The organism is Collinsella sp. WCA1-178-WT-3 (M1) (assembly GCF_009696325.1).
In the GTDB taxonomy this organism is placed as follows: domain Bacteria; phylum Actinomycetota; class Coriobacteriia; order Coriobacteriales; family Coriobacteriaceae; genus Collinsella.
The window spans coordinates 25,347-42,826 of the sequence record NZ_VUME01000014.1; the positions used below are offsets into that span (position 1 = coordinate 25,347).

Here is a 17,480-nt window from a genome sequence, read left to right on the forward strand (position 1 = left end):
CCGGAGCCTAGTAGGACGGTGCCTGGCGCTTTGCTCGGCGTGCCCCGTGGCCCTGTGGCAAGCCTTTGGTACTGTGAAAAACGCTTGTGCTTGCGGTTGGCCGTGCGATAAATGACAGATTGGGCGCCGGAAGCGTGGCTGCGCGTGCGCTCGTTATGAAAAAGCCGAGCCGCCCGTATCGGGCGGCTCGGCAATCAAAAACCTTGGATTCGGGGCATCCGTTACTGGTTAGCCTGACCCTTGAGCATGCCGTCGAGGGTGCGCCAGGCGAGCTCGGCGCATTTGACGCGGGCGGGCATGTGTGAGATGTCCTGGAGCTGAGCGGCCTCGTCTAGGTCTTCCAAGTCTTCCTCGGAGAGCTCCTCGCCACGGATCATGGCGAGGAAAAGCCCTGCCAGACGACGAGCCTCCTCGACCGTTTCGCCCGTGATGAGGTCGGCCATGATGTCGGCGCTGGCCTGGCTGATGGCGCAGCCGTGCCCGGTAAACGAGGCCTCCTCGATTACATCGTTCTCGACACGCAGCTGCAGGGTGAGTTCATCGCCGCAGCTGGGGTTGATGCCGTCGTGCTCGTGCGTGGGGGCATCCATCTCGTACTTGTAGTCGGGGTGGGAGTTGTGCTCCATAAACGTGGTGGAGGTGTACAGATTACCCATTGAACGTGCTCCAAACGTGATACAGGCCGGCGATGAACTTATCGATATCGGCCTTGTCGTTGTAGAAGGCCACGCTGGCGCGGCAGCAGGCAAGGTTCTCGACGCCCAGCCAGGTGAGCAGCGGCTGCGCGCAGTGGTGGCCGGCACGGATGCAGACGCCGTCCATGTCCATGATGCTCGCGACGTCGTGAGGGTGGATGCCCTTGACGTTAAAGCTCACGACCCCGTGGTGGTTGTCCCAATAGATGGAGCCGATGATCTGGACAAAGTCGAGCTGCATGAGCTCGCCCATCAGGTAGTGGACGAGTGCCTGCTCACGGGCCTGGATGTTTTCGTAGCCCACCGTGTTGACCAGGTAATCAAGCGCCGCGCCCGTGGCGAAGATACCGGCGGCGTCCTGCGTGCCGGCCTCGAACTTCTCGGGGACGGGCGCCCAGGCGGCGTCCTGCTCGGTGACCGAATCGATCATCTCGCCACCGGTAAGCATGGGCGGCATGGCGTTGAGCAGATCCATCTTGCCCCACAGCACGCCGATGCCCATGGGGCCCATGGCCTTGTGCGCGCTAAAGGCAAAGAAGTCGGCTCCCAGATCGGCCACATCGACCGGCATGTGCGGCAGCGACTGCGCGCCGTCGACGACCAGATAGCCGCCGTACTTGTGCACGAGCTTGCCGAGATTCTTGACCGGGTTCTCGACGCCCAGCACGTTAGAGATCTGACCCACGGCCAGAATCTTGGTCTTGGGGCCAACCTTGGCAAGCACTTCCTCGGTCGTGAGCTGACCGGTCTTGGTGGGGTAGAGGTAGACGAGCTTGGCGCCGGTCTCGCGGCAGACCTGCTGCCACGGAATCAGGTTGGAGTGGTGCTCCATGATGGTGATGACGACCTCGTCGCCGGGTTCGAGCACCGTGGGCGCAAAGCTCTTGGCGACCAGGTTGAGCGACTCGCTCGTGTTGCGGGTGAAGACGATCTCATTAGCCTGGGAGGCGCCGATGAGGTCGGCGATCTGCTGGCGCACCTTCGCGATGGCCTCGGTGGCCTCGACGGACAGCGAGTACAGGCCGCGCAGGGGGTTGGCGTTCATACGCTGGTAGAAGTCACGCTCGGCGTCGAGCACGCAGGCGGGGCGCTGCGCGGTGGCGGCGCTATCGAGGAAGGCGATCTCGGGGTGCTGCTGGAACAGCGGGAACTGCGCCTTGTAGGGATTGGTCTCGATGTCGACGGTAGGCCAGCCGCGCGAGGCCTCATCGCTGGCGTCGAACTCCATGGGCTCGGGGGCAGTACAGGTATCGCATTTAACGTGCTCGGTGTCGATCATGCGAGCTCCTCCTCAAAGTTATCGATCAGGTTGTTGCCCAAGCGGACGACGGCGGCGCGGATGCGCTCGTCGGCGGCGGAAAGTGCGGCGTCCTCCAGCTTGGCGCGGATGAACAGGTCCTCGGCGGCGTTTTGGTCAAGACCGCGGCAGGCGAGGTAGAACAGCTGCTCGTCGCGGACGTGGCCGATGGTGGCGCCGTGGTTGCCGGCGACGTCGTCCTCGTCGCAGAGGATGACGGGAACGGTCTTGTTGTCGACGCCCTTGTTGGCCAAGAGCACCGTCTCGCGCTCGGTGCCGACGGCACCCTTGCAGCCGTGCACGAGATCGATGGTGCCGCGGTAGACCTTCTTGGACGTGCCGGTCAGAACGCCGTTGGCATCGATTTCGCACTCGGTCTTGCGGCCGCGGTGACGAAGCTCGTAGTTAAAGTCGCGCACCTGCTGGCGGGCACCCAGGTAATCGGTATCGATCGTCACCTTGGCGGTGTCGCCCAGCAGGTCGCCGGCAAGGCCGGTGGCGCTGGCGCCGGCACCCAGTACGGTGTGCTGCACGTTGACGCGCGCGCCCTCGTCCAGGAACAGACCGGTGTCGTCGAGTGCGATCCAGCTGTCGTCGAGCGTCTGCGTACAGGCAACGTTGACGGTGGCGTACTCGTGGGCGCACACCCGCAGCACGGAGCCCACGACGCCTTCGCCGGCAACGGGGGAGTCCAGGGCGATCTGCAGGTCGAGCGTTGCCTGCGGACGGACAACGACGTCGATGGCGGCGATGGCCGCGGCAGTGTCGACGCCGCTCACGCGCACGGTGACCGTGGCACGGCCGTAGGCGGGCACATCGATGACGATGCGCTTGGTGGCGTGGTCGGCCAGATAGGTGTAGGCGGCCTCGCCCATGCCGGTCTCGAAGGCCTCGGCGGGGGAGAGCTCCTCCTCGAGCTTGATAGCGCCGGCCTGGTAGACGGAAGTGGCAGGCACGTCGAGCTCGGTCTCGGGTGTGATGCGGGCGCGGTCGGCGGCGTCGCCGGGGGCAGAGGCGCGGCGCTCGGGGAAGCGCTCGGCCATGGCCTCCATGGCGGCGTCGAAGGCGTCGGCCGCGCCATGGATCTGCTCGTCCAGACCCTCGACCTCAACGGCCTCGGCGGGAGCGGCAGCAAGTTCGTCCGAAAGCTCAAGCTTGGTCTGGTTCATCTTGAGCCAACCCCATGTGGCGGCCGGCATCGCGTTGACGCCCCCGATCTCCTGCAGCACGCCGTCTCGGGGCTCCGACCCTCCTCGCGTACCTTTAGTACGCGTCGTCGGGCTCGTCGCTCCCGATACGTCGCACTGCAGAAGCTCGGATGACGTAAATGCGTTCGGCGTGTTCGTGGTCTGTTTCATTATCCGATCGCTCCTTCCATCTCGAGCTTGATCAGGTTGTTCATCTCGACGGCGTACTCAAGCGGCAGCTCCTTGGAGACCGGGTTGGCAAAGCCGTTGACGATCATGGTGCGGGCCTCTTCCTCCGAGATGCCGCGGCTCATCAGATAGAACACCTTGTCGTCGCCGATGCGGCCGATGGTGGCCTCGTGGCCGATGTCGACGTTTTTGGCGCGGATGTCCATGGCGGGGATGGTATCGGAGCGGCTTTGGTCGTCGAGCATCAGCGACTGGCAGCTCACGGTTGCCTTGGAGCCCTCGGCCTTGGGCGTGGCCACGATGGAGCTGCGGAAGGTCTGGATGCCACCGCTCTTGGAGATGCCCTTGGTCTCGACGGTTGCCGAGGTGTCGGGCGCGTTGAGCACGACCTTGCAGCCGGTATCGAGGTTCTGGCCGGCGCCGGCAAAGGTGATGCCGGTAAAGCTCGAGCGAGCGCGGCGGCCGTTGAGCACACTCATGGGGTAGAGGTAGCCCACGTGGCTGCCGAAGGAGCCGCTGATCCACTCGATGTCGCCGTCCTCGTCCACGCGCGCACGCTTGGTGTTGAGGTTGTACATGTTCTTGGACCAGTTCTCGATGGTCGAGTAGCGCAGGTGCGCACGCTTGCCCACAAAGAGCTCCACAGCGCCGGCGTGGAGGTTGGCCACGTTGTACTTGGGCGCGGAGCAGCCCTCGATAAAGTGCAGGTCGGCATCGTCCTCGACGATGATGAGCGTGTGCTCAAACTGGCCGGCGCCCTTGGCGTTGAGGCGGAAGTAGCTCTGCAGCGGAAAATCGAGCTTGGTGCCCTTGGGCACGTAGACAAACGAGCCGCCCGACCATACGGCGCCGTGCAGGGCCGCAAACTTGTGGTCGGTGGGCGGGATGAGCGTCATAAACTTCTCGTGGATGAGCGGCTCCCACCGCGGGTCGTGCAGGGCCTCCTCGATGCCGGAGTAGACGATGCCCATCTTGGACGCCGTGTCCTGCATGTTGTGGTAGACGAGCTCGGAGTCGTACTGCGCGCCGACGCCCGCCAGGTAGCTGCGCTCGGCCTCGGGGATGCCCAGGCGCTCAAAGGTGTTCTTGATGTCGTCGGGCACCGACTCCCAGTCGTGCTTTTGGTCGGTGTTGGGCTTGACGTAGGTGACGATGTTGTCCATGTCCAGACCCTCGATGGAGGGACCCCACGTTGGGTCGGGAAATCGATTGAAGATCTCGAGGGACTTTAAGCGCAGGTCGAGCATCCACTGTGGCTCGTCCTTTTTGGCGCTGATCTCGCGCACGATGTCGGGCGTGATGCCGGCGTCGAGGCGCTCGAATCCCTCCTCGCCATAGGTGAAGTCGTAGAGGCTGCGGTCGATGTCCGCGACCTCGGTGCGGTTCTTGGTCATTGCGTCGCCCCTTTACGCCTGCTGCTCGGCAGCGACGGCCTCGGCCTGGGCGCGCTGCTCGGCGGCCTCGCGCTCGAAGGTCTCAAAGCCGTTCTTGTCGATCCAGGGGATCAGCGAGGCGTCGTCCTCGCGCACGATGTGGCCCTTGACCATAACGTGGACGCGATCGACATCCAGGTGCTCCAGGATGCGCGTGTTGTGCGTGATGATGAGCATGGAACCGTTACAGCTCTTGCGGTAGGCGTCCATGCCGTGGCTGACGGTGGACAGGGCGTCGACGTCCAGGCCGGAGTCGGTCTCGTCCAGGATGGCGAGTTTGGGCTGCAGCAGCAGAAGCTGGAGCATCTCGACCTTCTTTTTCTCGCCGCCCGAGAAGCCCACGCCCAGCTCGCGGTTGAGGTAGGCGGTATCCATGTTGAGCTCGGCCGCGAGCTCCTTGACGCGACGGCGGAATTCCTTGCCCTTCATCTCCAGGCCGGGGCGGCCGGCGATGCTGGCGCGCAAAAAGCTCGACAGCGGCACGCCCGGGATCTCGACCGGAGCCTGGAAGCTCAGGAACAGGCCGGCGCGCGAACGCTTGTCGGTGGTGAGCTCGGTGATGTCCTGGCCGTCAAAGGCGATGCGGCCGTTCTGCACGGTGTAGACGGGGTCGCCCATGACCAGGTGGCCGAGGGTGGACTTGCCGGCGCCGTTGGGCCCCATCAGCACATGGGTCTCGCCGGCGGCGACGTTGAGGTTGACGTTGTGGAGGATGGTCTTCTCGTCCACGGAGGCGGTCAGACCTTCGATGGAAAGCAGCGGATTTGCGCTCATGCTGTCCCTCTCTGTTTATGGTGTACTCATGGGTGTACTAAACCCTAGGAATCTTCTCGGAATAAAGTTACTATGGGTTCGGCGTTAGTCAAGGGAAAACCCGACTAATCCACTCGACTTTTCAGATGTGGGACATAATAATCGGGATCGTCTGTCCCACACGCTTGGCATCTGGGGCAAACTCTGCTGATAATTTTGTCTCAAGCGCACCGGGAGGGTAGGTATGCTCATTTCTTCTAAGGGCCGCTATGCCCTCCGTTTGATGATTTATATCGCGGCGCTCGGTGACGCCGAGGGCAAAATCGCCCTGCGCGAGATTGCCGACCGCGAGCATATTTCGCAAAAGTATTTGGAGCAGCTGGTCCGTCCGCTTATGAAGGCGGGCCTGCTCAAGAGTGTGCGCGGCAAGGGCGGCGGCTACATGATGGCCGTGGACCCGGCCGAGGTGCGAGCCGGCGATATACTGCGCGCCGTCGAGGGCAGCACGGCGCCCGTCGCATGCGATGGCATCGATAACAACTGCACTCGCAGCGATCTGTGCTCTACTGTGAAGTTCTGGCGCGGTCTGGACGACGTGATTGAAAAGTACGTCGACGGCGTGACGTTGGCCGACCTGGCGGCCGTGCCCGAGATTAACTTCGATATCAAGCTGTAACTCGAGCGCAATTCCTTAAGATTTCGCGGAGGGCGTTATCGTTTGTCGAGTTGCTGTTGTACGACATCGGTCTTGCTGCGATACTTAAATCTATCTTTGCAAACTGCACTTTAACTACACCAATGCAAGGAGGATCTTATGCAGCCCAAGCATTCTGCGATTGTTGCCGGATTGACGCTGGCTCTTTCGTTTGGCGCCGTTGCCGCGCCCGCGCCCGCTGCTGCGGATGAGCCCACGCCGGGCGTTGCCTCGGATGCCACCGATATCGATAAGGGCCTTTATACCCAGCAGTCTTTCTCGGGCGTGCTGAGGTCGGTCCAAGGCGTCTCGTTTGTCAATGTGACCAGCGAGATGAAGTACTTTACCAAGTATGAGAGCCACGGCAACTATAACCAGGGCTTTTCGTATGGCGACGGCTATAACGCGCTGGGCTATTACCAGTTCGATCGACGCTGGTCGCTCGTCCCGTTTATGAAGCAGGTCTATAACTACAATCCTGCCAAGTACGGCATGCTTAAGTCTGCAATTGACCGCGGGGGCGATATCTCCAACGCAAGCAACCCCATGTATTCGAACGGTCAGCTGACGGATCTGGGCCGCATTGCACAGGAGGCCTTCCAGGGCGCCTATAACGCCGATCCGGCTGAGTTCTCGGCGCTGCAAGATTCATATGCATACAACTCCTATTACGCGGTGACCGAGGCCTGGCTCAAGAGCGCGCTTGGTATTGATATCTCTGGCCGCGCCGATTGCGTCAAGGGTATGGTGTGGAGCATCACCAACATGTGCGGCACCTATGGCTGCCAGGACTTTTTCCGCTGGGCAAACCTTTCTAACAGCATGACGGACCGCGAGTTTGTGACGGCGCTTTCCAGCAGCGTGGTCAATAACGTTGCCCGTAAGTACTCGAGCCAGCCGCAATATCACGAGGGCTGGAAGAACCGTTACAAGAACGAGCTTAAGGATTGCCTGGTCTATATTACCGAGGACGAGGCCGCGGCGACGCCGCCGGTCGAGCCTGAGCCCGAACCCGTGACTCCGGCGCCCGCCGCTCCCGTTGCTCCCTCTGGGTCTAGTGCCGATACCAATGGTGCTGACGAGGATACCGTCGATGCTCCTTCGAACGATGCCGGAGCAAGCGATGGCAACGGCGATGTCGCTTCGGCCGGCAGCGCGGGGTCTGCCTCGCCTTCGAATTCCGCAGATGCTACGGCAGGGTCTGGTTCTTCCGCCGGTGGATCGACTGCCGGTTCGAGCGACTCGTCGACGAATGACAAACCCTCTGCGAGCGAACAGCTTGGCTCCATGTTTGGCTCCTCGCTGATGGTTGGCATCAACAGCAGCTCGTCTTCCGAGAAGGATGGCTCCGACCAGGGCGCTACGGAAAAGACCGAGGACGCTAAGGGCGATTCGAAGGACGAGGGGTCTAAGGGGTCTGATTCCGACCAAGGCGCGGAATCAGACGGTGCGGAATCGAAGGATTCCCGCCTTGATAAGGATGGCAAGCACACGGACGACAATGGGTCCAAGGTCCTGGTTGATGATGCCGCCGACCAGAACCAGGGTAAGACCAAGGTTGTGACTGCTTCAGCCACGACGACTGAGTCCTCTAAGGGCAGCATGCCCAAGACGGGTGACTTGATTTTGATGGCGAGCCTTGCCAGCGCGAGCTTGGCCACATTGGGCGCTACGTCTATTGTGAGCGGTAAGCATAAACTTGACCAGCAAAACAAAGACGCTGCGGAGGAAGACACCCAAAAGTAGGCTCTCAGCGAGCGTTTTGCCTTCGCGATTCGAATAGGGGCCCGATGCGATAGCACCGGACCCCTATTTGTTGCGAATCGTTTTGTTATGCCCCCTTATGGAGTCATTTCTACCGTTACCCGAATCATTTGTTGAACAATAAAATTGTTATCAAGATGGTCGCTAAAATGGCATCGTTATTCTAAAAGGGGAGATAAAACGGTGTCTGAACAGGCAATGTATGATATTGATAACACCTTTGACGTGAAGTTGCTCAATCCCGGTGGAAATGCTGTTCTGCCGATTGATATTCATGATTTTGCCGACGCCGCCGATCATTGTGTTTTAGTTGATAAGACCATGTTTATTGCCGATATCTTAGATTGCGAATCGACTGTGGCGCTCTGTTGTCGGCCTCATGGTTTTGGCAAGAGTATGAACCTCTCCATGCTCAAATGTTATCTGGAGCGTCCTGTGCCCGGCTCGTCGAGCGTGAATCTGTTCATCGGTAGCCAAATATGGGACGCAGAAGATGGCATCTATCGTGATGAGTATGCACGCTACCCGATCATTGCTTTGGATTTTTCTACTTCCTCCTATCGAGGCGCCGATGCCGAGGCCGCCATGCGCGATGTCGTCGCTCGTGAGTGCGCTCGTCTGTTGCCGCTGCTGGACGTTCCCGATTTAGCGCGCAGCGACGTGCGCCATATCGAGCGCGTAGCGCGCGGTGTTGCCGGTTCTGATGAAATCGATTCGGCTCTTGGCGTGTTAATCGAGCTCCTCCGTATGGCATGTGATGAACAGGTTGTGCTGCTGGTTGATGGGTATGACGCGGCGTTTACGAATCATATGCAGGCGAAGGGCGCCTATGGCTCGTGCTTTGTCGAGTTGCTTGACCGCCTGCTCTTTGAGGGCATTGTCTCCTCGGTCGATTCTTTGCGGCTGGTTTGCTTGATGGGGGAGCGACCCGGCCCCGCACAGGCGGCATTTGCGCATCGCAACTGCCCGTATTGTTTAGCTTCGCCCTTGTCGAGCTGGTGCGATCGCCGCTTTGGTTTTTCGGATGCCGAAAACAGGGCTCTGCTAGATTACACTGGCCAGAGCGACAGACTGGCTTGCGCGCGTGAATGGTTCGAAGGCTACCGGTTTGGCGGGTTCTATTGTTCGAACCCGGCTCGTGTGGTTGAGTTCTTGGCTCGGGGCTGCCTGCCGCCAACGCGCTTTGATGCATGTTGCTATGCCGATTGTCTGAACGAGACTGTGGGCGCCTGGGATTTAAGATGGCTTGCGGCAATGTTTGATTTGCTTAATCCGTATGGCTGTGTTGAGGCGCCGCTGTGCATAGACGCCGTGAAGCCTGATGCCGGGACAGCGGAAGGTATTTGGACCGATTTGTATCTGAGTGGACTCCTGACGACAGATGCGACTGATCGCCAGGCGGACGGCAGTCTGCCCCGTGCCCTGCGCCTTCCCAATAACGAGCTCCGGTATGCGATGCGTCTTGTGATTATCGAATGGTTCGAGTGCGCTGCCGAGAGTGCCGAGACTATCGACGATTTCCAAGAGGGTCTTTGCCGCGGAGACGAGCGTGCAGTTAGGCGAGCTTTGGACGCAATTATTAATGACTTGGGCGTCGATGGAGACGAGTCGGATTTGCTGCTGGCTTTTCGTTTGGCACTGCAGGGTCTTTGTTTTGGGTTGCCTGGGTATGCCGACCCCGTTACAAAACGAGCGCACGGTTCGGAGTTTGGGGGTTTCCAAGTATTTCCAACTGCCAATACCTTTGATGCGGTGGATACACTTGGCATATTGGATAGCCGCCCGCTGATCTCGGTCAGCATGCTGTACGACCCCGATGTCGATGCGTTGGGCCTAGAGCTTCTGTCGGTACAGGCATTGCTCGATATCGAGCGGAGCGGTCTCGACGACATTCGCGTGCCACGTCCTGCCGTGGGCCGCATGCGCTGGGGGTTTGGCTTTGATGGACAACGAGTTGCCGTCGCATGTCAGAAGTTATAGGAGGGCCGGCTTTACTCGGTTTCCTTCATGGGCGGCATGGGCTTCCAGTTGGGGTCGCGTACGATCTTGCGGGCATCCTTCATGCCACGGCGCAGCGCCGGAATGCCGGTCTTAAAGCACTTGTCGACGGCGGCAAGGCGGATGAACTCCTTGCAGAAGGTCGCCACATTGCCCAAGCGGAACAAAATGGGGTGGTAATCACCGTAGATCTGCATGTAGCGGGCCAAATAGCCGCGGTTACGCATGATGTAGTAGCGATTGGTGTCACTGGTGGAATTGAGCTGACGCTTACCGGCGATATCCCAGTTAGAGACGGCGCGGGCGCGCTTAAGCACCACATCAGCGACTACGACGGCAGGGAAGTGTTGGCTGGCGACATAGCCATAGCAGGCGTCATCGCCGTAGATAAAGAAACGAGCGTCGGGCAGGCCGATCTTGTCGACAACACGGCGTGAGAACAGGCCTCCCTCAAAGCACAGCTGGTTCATGGCGCGGTAGCCCTCGGGGCCCAGGTCCCACTTAGCGATGGGGTTGGGGATACCAAGCGAAAGGATGAGCTGGTACTGCCAAAAGAAGGCGCCGCCGTCAAAGTCCAGGCGCGAACCCTGGATGACGTCGTAGCGGTCGGTCCACTTGGCCAGGCGCTCGATGCCCTCCGGGATGACGAGCACGTCGTCGTCCATCACCCAAAACCACTGGGCGCCCAGGTCATAGGCGCACTTGGTGCCGGCGGAGAAGCCGCCCGCACCGCCGCCGTTTTCGAGCTGCGGGGCGTAGATGACGCGGTCGGTGCCGCCCTGCGCGTCGGGCTGATCGGCGTCGATGCCCCACAGGTTGGCGAGGCGCTCGTTGAATGCGGCACACATGGCCTTGGTCTCGCACGAATTCTCGTTGTCGACGATCACGATACGCCACGGCGCGGCCGTGAGCTCGGTCATAGAGTCGAACAGGTTGGCCAGGAGTTCCTGACGCTTGTACGTGACGACGACGATGGCGAGCTTGTCGATGGGAGCGGGGAGGGTAGAAGTCATGAACGAGAATATCCTTTCGCGTGGGCAGCATATCGGCCCTGCGGAATAAACAACGTGTCCCATGGGACACGACTATTGTAAGCGTAGGCGGGCGCCCGCGGGTAATGTTCCGCTAATCACCAAGAACGTTTGCTACAAGCCTGGTTGACGTGTGGCGAGATTTCAAGCGCGCATTGTGGTATTACGTAGGTGCCGATTCCTGTGGACGCGATCTTTCTGTTTGGATGCCCTGTGAATAAAACTCGTTTAGCTTCCTTTGCCGATAGCCTTCCCGTCAAGGTCATGTTGCTGTTTTTGGTTTTTCAGGTCGCATTTGTCCTGAGCAATACCGCGGCGAATTGCCTGCCGAGGCCCGTTGTCGAGTCACATGCGCAGGGTTCGGAGTCCTCTGCCCTGTTGTCTGACATGTATGTCTACGACCACCGTGTTGCAGCTGGTCCTGTTTGCTTTGATAACAATCGCTTTATCATTGAAGTCGCACAGCAAAAGGACCAAGGTTCTCCGTTTAAGACGATGACTGTTGCCGAGATTGATGACGTTACGAAAGCCGGCGGGATTACGCATCAGCAGTACTACCGGTATTGGCATGGATGGCAGCTACTTACGAATGTCTGCCTGTTTATTGGTGGTATCGACGTTGTCGTGGTGCCTGCGGCCGCTCTGGCGATTGCCGGCTCCGCTTGCGCTTACGTTGCCTTACGGAAGCGATTTTCAAAGCCATTGACGTTGGGGTTTCTTACAATCCTGCTGTTCTCGACCAATCTGTTTTTCAATTTTATCGGTGATCTGCTGCTGTGCATCTCGTTCTTCGTGGCGCTCATCATGATGTCTTGCATGAGCCTTCGTTTGGGCTTGGCCCCGAACGCACGGGTTTTCACAAGCCGCCTTGTCCTTTGGTCGATAGCGACGGGCGCCGTTTTTTCGTTTCTTGACTTTTTAACGATTCCTGCCGCAGTTGTCGCCCTGCATTGCTTTTTCGCCTTCATTGCGCTCCCCAAGGGTGTGCGCCCCAAGCGTTGCGTCGTCACGATGCTGCAGGCGCTCTTTGGGTTTGGGCTTTCGTTTGTGTTTACCTGGGCGATGAAATGGGTTGTCGCGGCATTTGTGCTGGGCTGGGACGAGGTCTTTTCGAACGTTCTGGGCGAGATGGGCCTTTGGTCTGCGCATGGGACTTCGTCACTGTTGCCCCAGGCTGACTGGCCTCAGATTTTGAAGGCGTTTTATTACATGAGCCCGCAGCTGTTTGCCATTTGCTCAACAGCTGGTTATGCGATGGTCTCGAACGTCGTTTGTCTTGTTTCGTTTGCTGCCGTATTGGCGATTTGGGTTGCCGTGCTCGTTTGCTCGATACGGGGCGGCGCGCAAGGCGGTCGTCGTCGAAAGGTGTTGATCCAGTCGCTGCTCATGGCACTGCCTCTGGTTGTTGTTCTGGGTTATTTCGTTGTTATGCATGACCATGCGATCGTTCATATTCCGGTATTTGGCTGCAAGAATTGGGCGATTGTCTTCGCGATTTTATTTGTTTCAGGTGTAAGCGCGCTTCGTGGTCTGAGGAGTCAGAAGGACGTCTAGCTGTTCATGTGGGCCTTGATGGCCTCGACTACGGCCCTGCGTACGATATCCACGAGGAGTAGGGCAAGCGCGAGGCAAAGGCTCATAAGGATTCCGAGCAAAATGGCGGCGGCTGGACGGGGCTCTCCCGTTTGGATGCCTGTCGCCATGGTGTAGATTGCCTTGTCGAAGATGGGGCGCCAGACATTGCAGGTAAACGATTGTACGGCGTAGAAAGCGAGTGTTCCTGCGGCGAGAGACACGATTGTCTTATCTGCGGCTGAGGTTTCGTGGCGCGGCTGATGGAGCGCTGCGGCGGCAACGGATGCGGTGGCCAAGATAAAGGATATGACGGAAGTGGACTTGTAGGAGAGCTTCCAGAGCGCGTCGTACTGGCTATTTGCCGATAGCAGAAGCTCGAGTGCGATGGTGGCGGCAACGAGTCCGATGAGTACGATCTTGGATTTTTGAGCGCCAGATGCGTTTCCGTGGTATTCGAGGGCAAACCGCATTTCTCCAGCTGCAATAAACGCGACCAGGTAGGTAACGGCGCTCATGAGCTTGCGCCACAAAACGATACCGGCCGCTTCGTTTGTCGTCGCCGCGATGTAGCAATTGATTCCAAATGTTGTGAGCACGAGGAGCGCTACGACAAACGGGGCCCTTATGCTGTTGATTCGCTGTCGTATCAGCGCAATCACTGGGACAAGCAATACGGAGACGGCGTAGACCCAGATAAACTCGATGCCCATCGTGAGCCAGCCAATCTCGTGTAGCGAGATTTCGGGTAGGGGATAGACGTACATCGAGACAAGCAGGCAAGCTGTGCAATAAAAGAGCGTGGGCAAGACGATCTTTTTGAGGCGATCAAGCGATTTAAGCGTGAGACCCTGCGCGGATGAACCGTTTTGGAGGGCGCGTACCGCCGAGGGAATAAGGAAGTATCCCGAGATCATAAAGAAGACCTCGTTGGCCCAGCAGCCCAGCAGGTTGATAAAGCCGAGCGCGCCGGAGTAAGGGAAGACAGCGAGCGGCGCGTATTCCGGTAGGCTGGTGCAGACGGCTTGGAAGGTCCACTGAAAGGTATGGAACACCGCGATACCGGCGACCGCTACCAAGCGCAGCGCCTCGATGGAGGTATTTCTGCTTGCTTTGCTGCCCATCAGACTATTTTCCAGCGCGTGCGTTGTATGAACCAAAGTGCGATGTGATCATTTTTAGAGTCTGCTTGGGGCCCTTGTTCCATACGTTATACAAGCCTTCGCCCACGAGGTCCTTGGCGTATGCGCAGTAGCTGATTTTTGGATTGGCGATGCCCATATACTCAGCATAGAGCTTTTTGGCCGCGGGAGTAACGCGAGGATTGGCAAATACCAGTTCTTGCGGCATGCGTTCGAACATCCTGTGGATGGCCTGCTCGATTTCGGGGTGCCCTTCAATTCCGGTGTGCTCAATCATGATGCCCATATAGGTGAAACCGCGTGTGATTTGCGGTGTCCAAACGGCAGGGTCGGTGACGTTGAGCCGCTCAAGAACATCGACCATGTCATTCCAGCGATTAAACGGCATCAAGGGGTCACGCTTTGCCAGAGCGGCCGCCTTTTCGGGCGTTTCCTCGCGATAGCAGTAATACGGCTTGGGCCAGTAAGCGATCGCCTTTGCCTGGCAGAGCGTTTCGACAAGGAATGGATTGTCGGCCCAGCCTGCGCCGGGGATTTCCTTAAACCAGATATTGTTTTGCATCAGGAAATTGCGACGATAGATTGCCGACCAAATGGACGGATGGTGGGCCAGCAGGTGTGGAGCGTCGTGAATGGTGAACGGTTGTCGAGGTGGTTTAATGCGACCGCGATATGCGCAATGTAGTTTGACCTCTTGGGGGGTATCGGGGTTGCGAATGATCCAATATGGGGTCTCGATAATATCGAGCTTGTTCGGATCGCCAAATTCGCGCTTGGCAAAGGCAAACACGTCGGAGTACATTCCGGGCTCGATCCAGTCATCGGGCTCGAGGATGGCAATCCAGTCGCCCTTTGCCTCGCGAACGCCCAGATTGCAGGTTGCGCCGTAACCCTGGTTTGCCTTATCGATCACTCGAACGCGTGAGTCGCGCGCAGCGAAATCTTGCATAATGGCGAGCGAGTTGTCGGTGGATCCGTCGTTGATGGCGAGGATTTCCAGCTCAATTTTCTTTTCCTTTAATAGGCTGCCTATAGCCTGAGAAAGATACGGCTCGGCATTGTAAGTAGGCACGATTACGGTCAGCATTCAAACACTTTCTCTAGGCGATTTGAGAGGATTATACCTAATTGCGTTTGCAACGGTTTTAGTTGCGTTTGGGTGAAGGCAACGGTAAGGGTTGCTTATTTAGCAGGTGACCAAACGAGCCGGGACTCTCCGTTCGTGCCATCTTGATTCAACACGATTCCTTTCTATGACAATTGTTCAAAAGAAGAGATAATTGATGGATAATGTTGCAACATGGATATTCATTTTGACTGGGGATTCAATATGAAAAAGGTTTTACGTGCTGCAACTTCTTTTTCTTTGACCGCTCTTCTGACGTTTTCGTCATTGATGAGTCCTGTAGTTGCTGCTTACGGGTTGAACGAGGCACAGCCCGCTGAAGCTATGACGAATGTGGCTTCTGCAGGCGATGACGGAGTGGCTGCACGCGGTGACGATGTTGAAGGCAGCGAGGCCACCGTCGACCAATCTCCGGTTGAAGGGGATAGTGAGGCTATCGACTCGTTGAGCCAGGGCGCAACTGAAAGCGATGTCAAGACCGATCAACAGGTCGATTCGGTCGAGTCGACCTTCCAATACGTTTACCTGGCCTACCCAAGTCTTCCCTCTGGAGCTGATCAGGTCATTGCTTTTGCTACGCCAAATGACGGCGAAGTTCTTTCCTCTGCTACGCTTGGCTATGTGAGTGTCAACGGCGTAAAGGGCTCTGTTGACGCGTCTGCTACGGCTGATAATTCTGCCGCCTTTACCTTTGGCGCAAAACTCGAAGCTAATACTTATTTCCTCACTTCGATTTCGTATTATCTAGAGGGAGATGGGACTGAACATAAGATCGATCTTTCTGATCGAGATTATTCGTTCACAGTCGTAGATAGCTCTATGAACTCCGAGGGCACATCTGTTTATTATGCAGATGGGGACGGAAATGCTGTTGAGGCACAGTCTATTCAGCAGGCGTTGGAGTGCGCCGATTCTCCGGATGGTGTCTCTACTTATGCAGCTCGCTCTGCTCGCAACGTTAGCGTAATCGCTCTCGATGCTGGTCACGGTGGATCTGACCCCGGTGCACAGGGCAATGGCAAAAGCGAGGCCGATCTTAACTGGAAGATTGTGACGGCATGCAAGAATAAGCTTGAGGCATATGGTTTTAAGGTTGTTCTTGCCCGCGAGCAATACGGCAATTATTCCGGTAATGATTTTCTTTATCGCGTTCAGCGCTGCATCGATCAGGGCGCGCAGGCTTTCGTGAGCTTCCATATTAATTCTGGCTCCTCTGCTGCTCATGGTGCTGAGGTTTACGCTCCCACCGCAAATGGATCAGACTATACACAGGTTTCTGTTGAGCTTGCCAATAAGGTTATGAATAACCTTGCCGCTATGGGTCTTACGTACCGCGGCGTTTTCCAGATGCAAGTGGGAGATGAGTTTGCGGTAATCCGATGCGCCCGCGAGCAGGGGATTCCTGGCATCTTAATTGAGCATGGCTTTATTTCGAATTCCGGCGATGTCGCTAACTACTTTTCCGATGACGGCTGTCGTCGTCTTGGCGAGGCTGATGCCGCTGCTATTATTGCGCAGTTTCCTAAATCCAGCTGGTATTCGGGCTCTTTAACGGTCAAGAAGAATGCCAGGCATATTGATTTGGCTACAAAGTTTTCAGGGGGTAATCCGACTAACGCCTGCTATATGGTCAAGTCTTCTAGCGGGCGTGTCGATTGGGTTCAAGGATACGATCAGCACAATAATAGCTGGACTGGATCTTTCGATCTTGATGAAGAATACGGCGTATTCCAAGTCGAAGCATATGTCACCTGTGATGGCGAGACCTTTCGAGTGGATTCAAAGTCGTTCGGAGATAATCGTGCCTCTACGAATGCTGCTATTAGCGGAAACATTGTTGACATAACTTCATCAAATTGGGCAGTTGATCCGGCCTATGTGTCCTATGAGGTCATTTCGCCTTCTGGCACGTCTTACTGGTTCTCGGGTAGTAAGTCTGGAAATGAATGGGGCTGCCAGTTTAACCTTGATGATATAGATTCATTGTTTGGCAAGACGGCCGTCCGACCGTGGTGCACGCTTAATGGCGCTTCAGCATTTCCATGTGGTTCTACAAATTATGAGTTTGAACGCCCGGACGTGAGCCTGTCCCTCTCCGACGAGGGCGGCTCCCTGTCCGCCGCCGCGTCCGGCCTCAAGCCCGCCCCCTCCAACGCCTGCCTGCAGGTCGTGGCGCCCTCCGGCGCCGAGCGCTGGTACCAGCTCTACCGCCAGGCCGACGGCTCCTGGACGGGCGCGGCGCCGGCGGCCGCCGACCTCGGCGAGTTCGGCGAGTACCGCGCGACCGTGTGGGCGACCTACGGCTCCGAGAGCCGCGGCTGGGCCACCGCCAAGGCCTCCGTCGCGCGCCCGGACGTGAGCCTGTCCCTCTCCGACGAGGGCGGCTCCCTGTCCGCCGCCGCGTCCGGCCTCAAGCCCGCCCCCTCCAACGCCTGCCTGCAGGTCGTGGCGCCCTCCGGCGCCGAGCGCTGGTACCAGCTCTACCGCCAGGCCGACGGCTCCTGGACGGGCGCGGCGCCGGCGGCCGCCGACCTCGGCGAGTTCGGCGAGTACCGCGCGACCGTGTGGGCGACCTACGGCTCCGAGAGCCGCGGCTGGG

Annotated in this window: 13 protein-coding genes; 5 read left to right on the forward strand and 8 right to left on the reverse strand. The window is 58.2% G+C overall.

Annotation, left to right across the window (positions count from 1 at the left end):
* Positions 1-221 precede the first annotated feature (221 nt).
* The 5 genes from sufU to sufC are packed head-to-tail and all read right to left on the reverse strand — an operon-like array spanning position 222 to position 5,575.
* Complete coding sequence (gene sufU, locus FYJ40_RS07950; protein WP_154518284.1) at positions 222-656, reverse strand: Fe-S cluster assembly sulfur transfer protein SufU; 435 nt, start codon at positions 654-656, stop codon at positions 222-224.
* Complete coding sequence (locus tag FYJ40_RS07955) at positions 649-1,974, reverse strand: aminotransferase class V-fold PLP-dependent enzyme (protein WP_229770730.1); 1,326 nt, start codon at positions 1,972-1,974, stop codon at positions 649-651. Before FYJ40_RS07955 ends, sufU begins: the two co-directional genes overlap by 8 nt.
* Positions 1,971-3,350 (reverse strand): SufD family Fe-S cluster assembly protein, encoded by a 1,380-nt coding sequence (locus FYJ40_RS07960; protein ID WP_229770731.1) that lies wholly within the window; start codon positions 3,348-3,350, stop codon positions 1,971-1,973. Before FYJ40_RS07960 ends, FYJ40_RS07955 begins: the two co-directional genes overlap by 4 nt.
* Positions 3,350-4,762, reverse strand: a complete 1,413-nt coding sequence (gene sufB, locus FYJ40_RS07965) for a Fe-S cluster assembly protein SufB (protein WP_154518287.1) — start codon at positions 4,760-4,762, stop codon at positions 3,350-3,352. The genes FYJ40_RS07960 and sufB overlap by 1 nt, the downstream gene beginning before the upstream one ends.
* Positions 4,763-4,774: 12 nt before the next feature.
* Positions 4,775-5,575, reverse strand: a complete 801-nt coding sequence (gene sufC, locus FYJ40_RS07970) for a Fe-S cluster assembly ATPase SufC (protein WP_154518290.1) — start codon at positions 5,573-5,575, stop codon at positions 4,775-4,777.
* Positions 5,576-5,798: 223 nt separating this feature from the next.
* On the opposite strand from sufC, the gene FYJ40_RS07975 reads away from it, so the two are divergent.
* The 3 genes from FYJ40_RS07975 to FYJ40_RS07985 all read left to right on the forward strand — a co-directional run bounded on the left by FYJ40_RS07975 (position 5,799) and on the right by FYJ40_RS07985 (position 9,992).
* Complete coding sequence (locus FYJ40_RS07975; RefSeq protein WP_154518293.1) at positions 5,799-6,230, forward strand: Rrf2 family transcriptional regulator; 432 nt, start codon at positions 5,799-5,801, stop codon at positions 6,228-6,230.
* A 138-nt stretch (positions 6,231-6,368) separates the two neighbouring features.
* Positions 6,369-7,994 carry a hypothetical protein gene (locus tag FYJ40_RS07980; RefSeq protein WP_154518296.1) on the forward strand — a complete coding sequence of 542 codons (1,626 nt, stop codon included), beginning with the start codon at positions 6,369-6,371 and terminating at the stop codon, positions 7,992-7,994.
* A gap of 201 nt (positions 7,995-8,195) precedes the next feature.
* Entirely contained in the window at positions 8,196-9,992 is a 1,797-nt protein-coding gene (locus tag FYJ40_RS07985; protein WP_154518298.1) for an AAA family ATPase, read from the forward strand.
* An 11-nt stretch (positions 9,993-10,003) separates the two neighbouring features.
* Here FYJ40_RS07985 and FYJ40_RS07990 read toward each other — a convergent pair whose 3' ends face one another.
* Positions 10,004-11,023 (reverse strand): glycosyltransferase, encoded by a 1,020-nt coding sequence (locus tag FYJ40_RS07990; RefSeq protein WP_154518301.1) that lies wholly within the window; start codon positions 11,021-11,023, stop codon positions 10,004-10,006.
* A 201-nt stretch (positions 11,024-11,224) separates the two neighbouring features.
* Here FYJ40_RS07990 and FYJ40_RS07995 point away from each other — a divergent pair, with 201 nt between their 5' ends.
* Positions 11,225-12,595 carry a hypothetical protein gene (locus tag FYJ40_RS07995; protein WP_154518304.1) on the forward strand — a complete coding sequence of 457 codons (1,371 nt, stop codon included), beginning with the start codon at positions 11,225-11,227 and terminating at the stop codon, positions 12,593-12,595.
* Here FYJ40_RS07995 and FYJ40_RS08000 read toward each other — a convergent pair.
* Both FYJ40_RS08000 and FYJ40_RS08005 read right to left on the reverse strand, forming a co-directional pair.
* A complete protein-coding gene (locus FYJ40_RS08000) occupies positions 12,592-13,737 on the reverse strand; it encodes an acyltransferase (protein WP_154518307.1) in 1,146 nt (381 codons plus the stop codon). The genes FYJ40_RS07995 and FYJ40_RS08000 overlap by 4 nt on opposite strands.
* A 4-nt stretch (positions 13,738-13,741) precedes the next feature.
* Positions 13,742-14,842, reverse strand: coding sequence for a glycosyltransferase (locus FYJ40_RS08005; protein WP_154518310.1), 1,101 nt, complete (start codon positions 14,840-14,842; stop codon positions 13,742-13,744).
* A 213-nt stretch (positions 14,843-15,055) separates the two neighbouring features.
* Between FYJ40_RS08005 and FYJ40_RS08010 the strand changes: the two genes are divergently transcribed.
* Positions 15,056-17,480 (forward strand): N-acetylmuramoyl-L-alanine amidase (locus FYJ40_RS08010; RefSeq protein ID WP_154577088.1); only part of this gene is annotated, 2,425 nt, incomplete at its 3' end.